This is a genomic window from Deinococcus detaillensis, assembly GCF_007280555.1.
Taxonomy (GTDB): Bacteria; Deinococcota; Deinococci; order Deinococcales; family Deinococcaceae; genus Deinococcus; species Deinococcus detaillensis.
In genome coordinates this window covers 49,567-61,433 of sequence record NZ_VKDB01000019.1, presented here as the reverse complement: position 1 = coordinate 61,433, position 11,867 = coordinate 49,567, and the positions used below count along the sequence as shown (strand labels likewise).

Here is an 11,867-nt window from a genome sequence, read left to right as displayed (position 1 = left end):
TGCAGGACCCCCGTGAACCACTTCGGAAGGAGTGTCATGCCCAAGTTTGACAGGGGGAGCAGCAAGCTGCTCCCCCTGTCAATGGCCAAAGTCGAGCTTAGTGGGGCTTCTATTGGTCATTGACGATGCCTGAGTTCTCACCAAACGGGGCCATGATCCGGTTCAGCTGAGCAGTATGCGGCTGGCCGAGGTGTTGGCCCAGACGTGGGCGGCGTTGTCAAACTTATGAAAAGCCGCAACACGGCCGAAGCGTGCGGCCTGACGGATGGTAATTCCTGACTCCGCTGCCAGATGATTTGCGACTCAGCACAACACTGGCCCGCAACGTCCCCTACAACCTGCAAGGGAATATCGCGCCCCACTGAACTGAACTCCGCTATGCCAGCCCCAGCGCGGGCACTTGCAAACGCCGGCAACGGTCATTTCCATCTGCTGGTCCAGGTGTCATCTTGCCGCGAGGTCAGCATGACACGGTCCATTTCATCAAGCCGTGATGAAATAGAGGTAGGTACATATTTCTTAGTCTCCTCGTTTTAATGTACGAAATTCGCTGAGATTGACGATATAGTAAATTTGAGTTACTCTTCAGTCGACTTTCGTCGTCACCTTATCAGGGAGAAGTTCACTCCGCCGTCCTCTCCGAGTTATCGGGAGCTGCCATGACCCCATCCAACGTTCAGCCCAGCGCAGATGAAGTTCGGCACATCACCGTCGACGGTGCTTATCAGGTGTATACCCGGCGAGTCGGCCACGGCCCCATTAAACTCCTCTTACTCCACGGCGGCCCCGGCTGTACCCACGAGTATTTCGAGAGTTTCGCGGAGTTTCTCTCTCCGGACGAATACACCTTCTATTACTACGATCAGCTCGGCAGCTTTTATTCAGATCAGCCGGACGACACGAGCTTGTGGACGGTGGAGCGCTTCCGGGAAGAAGTCGAGCAAGTCCGGTCTGCCCTCGGTTTGGAGTCATTTTATTTGTTCGGCAATTCTTGGGGCGGAATGCTCGGTATCGAATACGCCCTTAAATACCAGTCTCATCTCAAGGGCCTGATCGTCAGCAACATGACGGCCAGCATCGCCTCCTACACCGAGTACATCAACGAACTGCGCGGGCAGATGGCCCCAGCACAAGTCGCGGTGATGAAGGCCCACGAAGCGGCCGGCACGCTTGACGACCCCGAATACCAAGAACTGCTGACCAAGCTCTACAACCAGCACATCTGCCGGGTGGTTCCTTGGCCCGAGCCGGTACAGCGCATGTTCGGCCACCTCGCCCAGTCGGTCTACAACACCATGCAGGGGCCCAACGAATTTCTCGTCACCGGCAACTTCAAAGACTGGAACCGCTGGGAAGATCTGCACCGCATCCACGTGCCGACGCTGCTGTCGGTCGGGCGGCACGACACCATGCGGCCCGCCGACATCGAGGAGATGGGCCGCCGAATGCCCAACAGCCGGGTGTCCATCTGCGAGGAGGGCAGTCACCTGAGCATGTGGGACGATCAGGACACCTATTTTACGGCGCTCAAGACCTTTCTCTCGGACGTCGAGGCCGGACACTTTACGCCCCCTTCTGAGTGAGTGTTCAGGCTGAATTTAGTCTTCTTGTGTTGAGTGAGGTTACCGAGTGAGGTCTACCGTGAACGTTGACGCTTCAGCACTGCCCCGGCAGCAACTCAAGACCCGCAGCGCTTCGGCTGCCGCGTGGAGGCGCTTTCGGCGGCAACCGGGCGCGGTGGCGGGACTGCTGATCACTGCGCTGCTGATCGCGATCTGCATTTTTGCCCCGTGGCTGGCACCGCATGACCCGGTGACACAGTACCCCAACGGCCTTTCGGAACTCGGTGCGCCGCTGCCACCAACCCACACCTTCTGGTTCGGCACCGACGCACTGGGCCGCGACCTCTACAGCCGCCTGATTTTCGGCACCCGTACTTCACTGCTCGTCGCAGTACTCTCCAATCTGATTGCCACATCTATCGCGCTGGTACTCGGTACGCTGGCCGGGTACTTCGGCGGGCTGACCGACACCCTGATCATGCGCTTGACCGATGTGCTGATCAGTTTCCCTGTGCTCTTGCTAGCGGCCTTTCTGGCAGCGGTGCTGCGCCCCGGCATCGGCGTGATCATCGGCGTCATCGGCGGAGTGGGCTGGTTTTATCTGGCGCGGGTGATCCGGGCCGAACTGCTCTCGGTGCGGCGGCGCGAATATGTCGAGGCGGCCCGCGCCCTGGGGGCCAGCGACGCCCGCATTATTTTTCGTCACGCCCTGCCGCAGATTCTCGGTCAGGTGATGGTCTACAGCACCCTCAATTTCTCGACCACCGTGCTGTTCGTGGCCGCTCTCTCCTACGTCGGTATCGGGGTGCAGCCGCCGACTCCCGACTGGGGCAACATGATCGCGGACGGCTCGCAGTACCTGACGGTCAGCCCTTGGCTGGTCATTTTCCCCGGCATCTTCCTGGGCCTCTCGGTGCTGAGTTTCAACTTGCTCGGTGACGGCCTGCGCGACGCGCTCGACGTCAAGAGCGGAAAGAAGGCGATCTGAATGTTGACCTTTTTAATGCGCCGTGTGGCCTGGAGCGTAGTGGTGTTGCTGTTCGCCTCGCTGCTGACCTTCTTCATCGGCTACAAGGTTCCGGCCGACCCGGCCCGGATGATCGCTGGCCCCAACGCCACCGCCGAGACGGTGCGCAGCATTTCGCACCAGCTCGGCCTCGACCAGCCGTTCTACGTGCAGTACGGGCGCTTTCTCGGCCATGCTGCCCAGGGCGATCTGGGCCGCTCGTACAAAACCGAGCAGCAGGTGTTGCCCACCATCTTGCAGCGCTTTCCTTATACGTTGGCGCTGGCGCTGGGCGGGCTGGCCTTCGAGGTGCTGATCGGCGCGTCGGTGGGACTCTTGGCGGCGGGCACCAAGCTGCGGGTCGTCGACGGACTGGCAAGCACTTTCGTGCTGCTGACGCTGGCGGTCCCGTCGTTTTGGCTGGGCATCATCTTGCTCTACGTCTTCGGCTTCAAGTATCCGATTTTGCCGCTCGGCGGCGCGGAGGCCGGGCCGATCAGTCTGCTACTGCCCGCCCTGACACTGGGTCTGTCAGGGGCCGGATACTACGCCCGGATGGGCCGGGCCAGCCTACTCGAAGTGATGGGCGAGGATTACATCCGCACCGCCCGCGCCAAGGGTGTCTCGCCGGGCCGGGTGATGCTCAAGCACGCCTTCAAGAACGCCCTGCGCCCGCTGATCACCATGACGGCGCTCGACCTCGGGGTGCTGCTCGGCGGCGCACTGATCATCGAACAGGTCTTCGGCTGGCCCGGTATCGGCACGCTGGCGTGGCAGGCGGTGCAGAACATCGATCTGCCGATGATCATGGGCACGGTGCTGTTTTCGGCGCTGTGCATCGTTGTGGCCAACATCATCGTGGACGTGGTGTACAGCTGGGTCGACCCGCGCATCACGGTCTGATTGCCCTTCATCTTCCCACCGCATAAGGAGTTGTGTGATCAAGCTGGCTGTTCTATCCGCCCTGACGTTTACCAAGACTGGGGACCCCAATCACACTGGGTTCGCCCTGAACCGATTTGGCCGGTCGGCCTGCACTTTTCCCATCCCCTTTTCTCTAGCTTTTTTACTGAGGAGTCTATGATGACAACCGGTGCACCGATCCCAACCGAACCCTCGTCAAGCCTGAAGTATTTACAGCGCTTGGTTGAACCCACCGGCCCCAGCGGTTCAGAAGAAGACGTTATCCGTTTGGTGGCCGAGTTGGCGCGGCCTCTGTGTGACGAGCTGACTGTTGACCCAATGGGCAATGTCATTGCCATTCGCCGCGCCGCCGATGAGCAGGCGCGGTGGTGCATCATCTCCGCCCATATGGACGAAGTGGGCTTCCGCGTGAGTTATATCGGGCCTGACGGCTTCCTGCGATTGGAGAAGGTTTCGGGACTGGATGACCGCATCCTCCCAGCGCTGCGGGTTTGGATTCGGACAGCCACCGAGCGTTTGGTCGGCGTCGTGGGCTGCACCAGTGTCCACCTGTTGACGGAAGCCGACCGGCGCACGATCGTGCCGTACTCCGATCTTTACGTCGATATCGGAGCCAGCAGTGCGCAGGAGGTGGCCACTATGGGTGTGTCCATCGGTGATCCAGTGGGCTTCGTGGGATCGCTGACCGAACTCGGGAAACGCAGTGGGCGCTTTACGGCCCACGGGCTGGATGACCGTGCGGGCTGCGCCATCTTACTGGCGCTGCTGGAGTCCTTCCAAGACGCGCCGCCACCCGTAACGCTCGTGGCCCTGTTCTCGGTGCAGGAAGAAGTGGGGGTGCGCGGAGCGCAGGCCGCCGCTCAGCACCTCAGGGGCGATGTGGCGCTGGCGCTGGACATGACAGCCGCCGACGATACGCCTGAAATGTCCCGGCAACGTTTAAGACTGGGCAAAGGGCCAACCGTCAAGGTGATGGACTTCTCGACCCTTGTTCACCCTGCGGTTCGGCGCGGTCTTTTGGCATCGGCTGAGCGCTGCGGACTCACGGTTCAGCACGAACTGCTTAAAGGAATCGGGACGGACGCCGGGGCGCTGCAGTACGCCGGGGGAGGCACGCCCACAGGAGCCGTATCCGTGGGCAACCGCTACACCCACAGCCCTGTCGAGGTGCTCGACTCCCGTGATATGGAAGGGGCCTTAACCCTGCTGCACGCCTTTGTCGAGGATCTTCCTGACCTCGATCTGCGATTTGTCGCGCTTGACGATGCGCCCGCCCAAAAGAACTGAGCCCGATTTTGAAAAGGTGTTGGCTCTGACGCCGTGCTGACCGCTCAGAAGCAGATGACGAAAATCCGGCGATGTATCCGCAATTTCAGGCGCTGCTTGGGTACGAGCCGTGCAGAACACCGACCTGCTGATGATCAGGTGGCCATGGTGTCCAGCTGAGCCGACCCGCGCATCGCAGTCTAACCACCCTTCCGACTTCTCCCCCCCAGATAAGGAGTTCCATGACCAAGCCCGCTGTTCTATCCGCCCTCGGCCTGACCCTCACCCTGTCGCTGAGTTCCGCACTCGCGGCCAGCACCGTCACCGTGAGTTACCCGTCCGATTTTCAGAGCCTCGACCCGGCCATCGGCTACGACGTTCAGAACTGGCCGGTGGAGCACGCCCTGTTCGTCACGCTGCTGACCTACGACAAAGGCACCAACCTGAAACCCTGGGCCGCGACCGACCTGGGCCAGGTCAGCAAGGACGGCAAGACCTACACCTTCCACCTCAAGAAAGGCATTCAGTTTCAGGACGGCGAGCCGACCGACGCCGCCGCCTTCAAGTACGCCTTCGAGCGTGTGCTCGATCCCAAGACCAAGTCGCCGCAAGGCGGCACCGGCGGCTGGTTCGGCAATCTGGTGGGGGCCGCCGACTTTGTGGCTGGCAAAGCCAAGGACGTCAGCGGCATCAAGGTGATTGACCCCAGCACCATCGAGTTTCAGCTCATCAAACCCGACCGCACCTTCCTCAACGTACTCGCCACCCCGTTCTCGGCGGCGGTGCCACGCAAAGCTGTGGAAAAGTGGGGCAGCGATTTCTCGCACCACGTCGTCGCCAACGGCCCGTTCCTGCTCGACTCATGGGTACCGGGGCAAAAGGTGGTGCTCGTCAAGAATCCAACCTACTTCGATAAGGCGGGGGCCGCTCAGATTGACCGCATCGAGTTCTCGCTGGGCCTCAGTGAACAGGTTGCCCTGCTGCGTGCCCAGCGCGGCCAGGTGGATGTACTGGGCAACGGCATTCCCTCAGCGCAGTTCGCGTCCATCATCTCCAACCCGCAGTACAAGGCTTACGTCAAGAGCCTGGTACAGGTCGGCACCGAGTACGTGTTCATGAATACCCAAAAGGCTCCCTTCAACAACAAGATGGTGCGTCAGGCAGTCAGCCTCGCCATAGACAAGGCCCGCATGGTGCAGCTCGTCAACGGGCGCGGCAAGACCACCGGGCAGATTCTGCCGCCCGGTATGCCCGGCTACGACGTCTCCATTCCAGTCGGCACCCAAGACGTTGCCAAATCCAAGGCGCTGCTCAAGCAGGCTGGCTACGACGCTTCCCAGACCTTGACGCTGATCACCACCGCCGACGAGCCGGGTCCCAAGCTGGCCCAGGCGGTGCAGCAGCAGCTCTCCGCCGTGGGCATGAAAGTCGCCATCAAGGCGCTGCCGGGAGCCGAGTACATCAACACCATCACCACGCCGGGCGCGACCAGCATCGGCATCTCGGCCTGGTTTCAAGATTACCCCGACCCCTCGGATTTCCTCGACGTGCTGTTTGAGGCGGCCTACATCCAGCCCGGCGGCTTTAATCTGGCCAATTACAAGAACCCGGCCGTGGACGCTCAGCTCGAAGCCTTACGGGGCCAGCCACTCAAACAGGCGCTGCCCGGCTACCAGAAGGTGCAAAAACAGATTCTGGCCGATGTTCCTTGGGTGCCGCTCTACAACACCGTTCAGTACAACTTCATCAACCCGCGCCTGACGGGCACCGACCTGCATCCGGTCTGGAACTACGTCTATCAGGACTGGAAAATCAAATAACCGACCCCCTCACCCTTCGCCACCCTCTGTCTAGGAGTACCCCGTGAACCGTATGTTGCTGAGTGCTTTTTCACTGACCCTTGCCCTCGCTGTTAGCCCCGCCCTCGCCACCAAGAGTGTCACGGTCGCCTACTCGTCCGACATGCACACCCTCGACCCGGCTATCGGCGACGACACCCAGAACTGGCCGGTGGAGCACGCCCTGTTCGTCACACTGCTGACCTACCGTGACGGCACGATGCTGGTGCCCTGGGCCGCCACCCACCTGGGTCAGGTCAGTAAGGACGGCAAGACCTACACCTTTCATATCAAGAAAGGCATTCAGTTCGAGGACGGCGAACCGACCGACGCCGCCGCTTTCAAGTACGCCATCGAGCGGATTCTTGATCCCAAGAGCAAATCGCCCCAGAGCGGCAAAGCGGGCTGGTTCGGCAATCTGGTAGGGGCCGCCGATTTCGTGGACGGCAAGGCCAAGGACGTCAGCGGCATCAAGACGCCCGACCCCTACACCATCGAGTTTCAGCTGATCAAGCCTGACCGGACGTTCCTGAACTATATGGCGACGCCGTTCGGCTCGGCGGTGGACCGCAAGGCCGCCGAGAAGTGGGGCAGCGATTACTCCCACCACGTGGTCGCCAACGGCCCGTTCGTGCTCAAGTCGTGGGTGCCGGGACAGGAAATGGTGCTGGCCAGGAACCCCACCTACTTCGACAAGGCGAATGCCGCCAAGCTCGACGAGGTTCACATTCTGCTGAGCCTCAACGATCAGGTGTCGCTGCTGCGCGCCCAACGAGGCGGGGTGGACGTGCTCGGGAACGGGGTGCCGACCGCGCAGTTCGCCTCGATCGTGCAGAGTCCCCAGTACAAGAGCTACGTGCATGACGCGGTGCAGATCGGCGTGGACTATCTCTACATTAACACCCAGAAAGCGCCCTTCGACAACAAGCTGGTGCGCGAGGCGGTCAGCCACGCCATCGACAAGAAGCGCATCCTGCAACTCGTCAACGGGCGCGGTAAGATCGCCAACCAGATGATTCCGCTGGGTCTGGCGGGCAACGATTCGACTGTTGAAGACATAAGCTACGACCCGGCCAAGGCCAAAGCGCTGATGGCCCAGGCGGGCTTAAAAAACGGCATGAGCACGACTCTGCTCACGTCCACTGACGAGGCGTTCACCAAGATCGCCCAAGCGGTGCAGCAGCAACTCGCCGTGATCGGCATCAAGGCCAGCATCAAGACGCTGCCGCAGGCCGAGTGGATCAACACCATGACCACCCCCGGCACGACGGCCATCGGGCTCTCCGGCTGGTTCCAGGCATATCCGGACGCCTCGGACTTCCTGCCGATCCTGTTCAAGTCCAATCAGTACGCACCGGGCAGCTGGAACCTCTCCGGGTACAAAAACAAGACTGTGGACACACTGCTCGATCAAGCCCAAGGCGTCAATCTCAAAGCCAGCGTGACGCTGTACCAGAAGGCCCAGAAGATGATTCTGGCAGCTTATCCGGTGGTGCCGCTGTTCTACCCGGTGGTCTACGACTTCGTCAACCCGAACATCCAGAACTTCAGCCACCACCCGGTGTGGGGCTTTGTCTATCAGGACTGGAACCTGAAGTAAGCCGCAGTGGGAAGCCAAACGCCGTCCACACTCATGCAAATCACGACGATACTGACCTGAATACCCGCGCTGGTGGAGCAATTCTTGAATGTCCCAGTAACACAGTGGGAAGCGGTGATGCAGCCAGACAGCTTGTTAGGTGCTGCTTGTCAAAAATCGTTAGCGATAGAGTTTGAGAGATGCGTTTGTTTGAAGGCTTGATTGGCTGCATCAAAATAGGCAAACGTAAAGGGTCGGGCGGTAAGCTGCTGCGGTTGATGGTAGGGAACCGGGAGCTGAAGTTCGGTTCACAACTGGGCCAGATCAGCGGCGCAACTGACCCGCTCTCATTGTCCATGCTGCCGGAGTTGTTGGCCAAGCTCCGAGCGGCTGGGCTTTAATCTGCTTTGAGGATTGGCTCCGCGCGACCGCCTTGACCTACAAGGAAGTCCCTTACTCACTAAGGAAGACCCTGATGACCCCTACTCGCTTACCCACCAAGCACCAACCGCCCCGTCAGGACACCACCCGGCTCGGCCCAGCCCGCACCATCTGGGAAGCGCAGTTTCAGTGGGAAGGGAAGCGCCTCCTCGGGCGGCTTGACGATCTGCCGATCACTGGCGGCCCGCTGATTGTCCACGCCTATGTGTCCGAATCGCCGGAAGTCCGTGCTGGGCTAAAAAACACCATTCTTCAAAAGTTCCGAGAACGTGGGCAGAGCGCGGCGGTTCATGTCCGGAGCGCTTACAAAACCGGCTACTTCTGGGCGGCCGAGGAGATTCAGCCGCTCTGGAGGCGTCACCAAGCTGACCGACTCAGCGTGACTTATCCGGTCATTGCGCCAGCGACTCAGGGACGTTTCTTACAAGAACTCTACCCGCTGGCTGCCCTGCTGGAGCGCGAGGGCGTGCGGGCAGAGCTTAAAGCTGGCGGCTCGGCAACGCAGTATGAAGCGGTTCTTTACCGGGGGGAAACCGTACTCTGGCACGGAGCCTGCGCTGTGCCCCTCCACCACCGCACTTCACCCGACGGACGTGAGGTCTTTGGCCCGACCGGTTGGTTGACCGTAAAAAGCCAAGCAGAGACTTTACACGATGAGCGCCTGCCCACCGATGGGGAACTGTTCTGGGATTGGTACGGCGAGGTGGTACTGCCTCATGTCCTGAACTTGGCCGGTGAGCGGCCCGGTTTGCCGATCTTCAAGAATCTATCGGTCAACCTGCACCTCTCCGAGCCAGACTTTGCACTGGACGTACTGGATGAACGCGTCAGCATGACCGAAGCGCTGACCGAGGAGATTTACTTCGGGACGCTGGACGCCCTCAAGCAGCGGGCCGGCACTCCGGTCAGCGACCGCTCGCTGATACCGGGCCGGATCGCGCCCGTGGCAACCAGCACGCCCGGTCAAAATGGCTGGGTGCGCGTGACGCTGACGCCTTGGGGCGAGTCTTCATTTCCTCCAGAGTTCACCGCCGAGACTGCGCCCGCCCTGCCCAAACTTGCTGCAATAGACGTTGGCGCTCTCTCCACAGACCGGCCCTGGAAACCGGCACATATTTGGGCTTACGCGCGTCAGCAGGCCGAGCAGTTTGGCCTGGAGTGGGCCATCCCAGCCTACAGCGTAGATGGGCGGCCTGTGCCAACCGTTTTGCGGCGCAGCACAGCAGATCAGCCGGAATTTCTGGCACGCGGGGTGCTGCTTACCAGCGGCCAGCACGCCAACGAGACCACCGGCCCGGTTGCCGCCGCGCAGCTCATCGGCACGCTGGCGGCCAACCCGCTGCCCTTTGCCGTGCTGCCCTTGGAAAATCCAGACGGTGCCCACCTGCACCGGGCGCTGACCCAGCTTAACCCTGAGCATATGCACCACGCCGCCCGCTACACCTCGCTGGGCGACGATCTGGAATTCAGACTCAGAAACGGCGATCCCCGCTGGGAAGCCCGTGCACGGGCCTGGGCCGCTGGAGAGATCGGCGCGTCGCTCCACCTCAACCTGCACGGCTACCCCGCGCACGAGTGGGTGCGACCTTACAGCGGTTACGCTCCTTTTGGATTCGAGTCTTGGGCGCTGCCCGCCGGTTTCCTGACCATCATCCGGTATCACTCGGGGCATCAGAAGAGCGCCCACCGATTAGCCGACGCTATCGCTACGCGCCTGACGACCCTGGATGACGTGGTGGCACACACCACCCGCGCCTGCCGGACAGGAGCCGCGCACAGCGGCCCACCACATTACGAACTGATTCGGGGGTTGCCGTTTTTACTGGCCGAGTATCCTGAGGCGCTCTGCCCTCTCACTGTGATTACAGAAGCGCCCGACGAGACCATCTACGGCCAGCGCTTTGCCATGTTCGTCCGCGCTCACCAAGCAGTGTGTGAGGCGGCGATTGAGTACCACCGGTTGTGTTGCCTTACTCAGGCTCCCCCACCAGCCTGAGTAAGGCAACACGGCTGCACATCACGATAAGGAGAATTCGGTCAGCGCTGGTGAGGCTTGATCTTCCAGATCAGCGGCCACGACGACCACCCGGTTACGTCCTGACTCTTTGGCAGCATAAAGGGCGCGGTCGGCGCGGGCGGTCAGACGTTGCAAATCGTCTCCGGCAAAGCAAGGCGTGATCCCAAAACTGGCCGTCACCACACCGGCCTCCGTAAGCAGTGGTAACGCTATAGCGTTGCGTAACCGCTCTGCCAATACGCAGCCCTCGTCCTGCGAAACTCTAGGCAGAGTGATCAGAAACTCTTCACCACCCCAGCGCCCCACGCAACCCTGCGCCCCCACCTCGCGCCGCAGACGAGAAGCAATTTCAGTGAGTACCTGATCGCCGATGGTGTGACCGAAGGTGTCGTTGACACGCTTAAAGTGATCGATATCGAGCAAAATCAAACAGCCGTGATGGCCCTCACCGCTTTCAGTGAGTAAACGGTCAATCTCAAGGTAGAGCGCGTGACGGTTGGGAAGCTGCGTCAACGGATCGGTGTAGGCCAACCGTTCGAGTAAATAGCGCTGCCCTTGTTCGGCCGCAAAGCGCTCTTTGTACCACGCCAGCAGCGACAACAACACCAGAACAGCGCCGCAAGTCAACTGAACCCTGCCCAGGTCGCCGTAAGTTTCAAGCTGAGCGCCCCGAAGCAGCAGAATGCTCCACGGCAAGGCGACCGCCAATGTATACATTCCGCCGCAGATCAGGAGCGCTTGGCGGTTGTTGAACAGCAGAAAAGTCAAAATTGAAACGGCCACCAGCATCCAGTACGCCGCGCTGGTGAGGCCGATCAACTGGCTGTCTTGGGCGACGAGAGCCAGCAGCATTTGCACGAGGATGGACAGGGAATTGACGATCAAGACCACCCGTTCAGCGACGTTCAGAGCGCGGCCCTGAAGCAGCCAGACCATGACCCACAGACATTGCAACAGCAAAAGAGGATGCCCGATTGAAATGTAGAGATCCGGACGCGGTGCCTGGATGTTGATGATCCAGCTTCCTATCAAAACGCCGATGCCCAGCGCTGTCGCTCCCAAATAAACGCGCCGACGCAAACGGTCCGGAGCCAACCCGTCAGAAGTAGACGAAGTGGCTGCGCTCCGGGCAGCGAGGGTACGGGTGGAGTCAGTCGGCAGCATCAAACTGCTTATGATTATGATCGCAAGTCGCTGGAGGTTCTACCCGCCCCCTATCAGTTCGGCAGGCCGC

9 protein-coding genes are annotated in these 11,867 nt (G+C 60.7%); 8 read left to right on the top strand and 1 reads right to left on the bottom strand.

The features are described 5' to 3' along the window. Positions 1-659 precede the first annotated feature (659 nt). The 8 genes from FNU79_RS14420 to FNU79_RS14385 all read left to right on the top strand — a co-directional run bounded on the left by FNU79_RS14420 (position 660) and on the right by FNU79_RS14385 (position 10,612). Complete coding sequence (locus FNU79_RS14420) at positions 660-1,583, top strand: proline iminopeptidase-family hydrolase (protein WP_143721507.1); 924 nt, start codon at positions 660-662, stop codon at positions 1,581-1,583. Between the two features lie 58 nt (positions 1,584-1,641). After that, complete coding sequence (locus tag FNU79_RS14415; RefSeq protein WP_225430086.1) at positions 1,642-2,550, top strand: ABC transporter permease; 909 nt, start codon at positions 1,642-1,644, stop codon at positions 2,548-2,550. Then, positions 2,551-3,471: an ABC transporter permease gene (locus FNU79_RS14410; RefSeq protein ID WP_143721506.1), complete on the top strand. Its 921-nt coding sequence runs from the start codon at positions 2,551-2,553 to the stop codon at positions 3,469-3,471. A gap of 177 nt (positions 3,472-3,648) precedes the next feature. Further along, positions 3,649-4,779 carry a M42 family metallopeptidase gene (locus FNU79_RS14405; RefSeq protein WP_143721505.1) on the top strand — a complete coding sequence of 377 codons (1,131 nt, stop codon included), beginning with the start codon at positions 3,649-3,651 and terminating at the stop codon, positions 4,777-4,779. Between the two features lie 221 nt (positions 4,780-5,000). Further along, positions 5,001-6,578: an ABC transporter substrate-binding protein gene (locus FNU79_RS14400; RefSeq protein WP_143721504.1), complete on the top strand. Its 1,578-nt coding sequence runs from the start codon at positions 5,001-5,003 to the stop codon at positions 6,576-6,578. Between the two features lie 52 nt (positions 6,579-6,630). Then, positions 6,631-8,196 (top strand): ABC transporter substrate-binding protein, encoded by a 1,566-nt coding sequence (locus tag FNU79_RS14395; RefSeq protein WP_225430089.1) that lies wholly within the window; start codon positions 6,631-6,633, stop codon positions 8,194-8,196. Between the two features lie 179 nt (positions 8,197-8,375). Beyond that, positions 8,376-8,576, top strand: coding sequence for a hypothetical protein (locus FNU79_RS14390; RefSeq protein WP_143721502.1), 201 nt, complete (start codon positions 8,376-8,378; stop codon positions 8,574-8,576). Positions 8,577-8,650: 74 nt separating this feature from the next. Then, positions 8,651-10,612, top strand: coding sequence for a M14 family metallopeptidase (locus tag FNU79_RS14385; protein WP_225430085.1), 1,962 nt, complete (start codon positions 8,651-8,653; stop codon positions 10,610-10,612). 21 nt (positions 10,613-10,633) lie between these two features. On the opposite strand, the gene FNU79_RS14380 is transcribed toward FNU79_RS14385, so the two are convergent. After that, positions 10,634-11,797, bottom strand: a complete 1,164-nt coding sequence (locus FNU79_RS14380) for a GGDEF domain-containing protein (RefSeq protein WP_143721501.1) — start codon at positions 11,795-11,797, stop codon at positions 10,634-10,636. Between the last annotated feature and the right edge of the window lie 70 nt (positions 11,798-11,867).

Excerpts from the sequence above, each read along its gene's own strand:
- FNU79_RS14420 (WP_143721507.1), top strand. The coding sequence starts at position 660 with ATGACCCCATCCAACGTTCAGCCCAGCGCAGATGAAGTTCGGCACATC.
- FNU79_RS14410 (WP_143721506.1), top strand. The coding sequence starts at position 2,551 with ATGTTGACCTTTTTAATGCGCCGTGTGGCCTGGAGCGTAGTGGTGTTG.
- FNU79_RS14405 (WP_143721505.1), top strand. The coding sequence starts at position 3,649 with ATGATGACAACCGGTGCACCGATCCCAACCGAACCCTCGTCAAGCCTG.
- FNU79_RS14400 (WP_143721504.1), top strand. The coding sequence starts at position 5,001 with ATGACCAAGCCCGCTGTTCTATCCGCCCTCGGCCTGACCCTCACCCTG.
- FNU79_RS14395 (WP_225430089.1), top strand. The coding sequence starts at position 6,631 with ATGTTGCTGAGTGCTTTTTCACTGACCCTTGCCCTCGCTGTTAGCCCC.
- FNU79_RS14390 (WP_143721502.1), top strand. The coding sequence starts at position 8,376 with ATGCGTTTGTTTGAAGGCTTGATTGGCTGCATCAAAATAGGCAAACGT.
- FNU79_RS14385 (WP_225430085.1), top strand. The coding sequence starts at position 8,651 with ATGACCCCTACTCGCTTACCCACCAAGCACCAACCGCCCCGTCAGGAC.
- FNU79_RS14380 (WP_143721501.1), bottom strand. The coding sequence starts at position 11,797 with ATGCTGCCGACTGACTCCACCCGTACCCTCGCTGCCCGGAGCGCAGCC.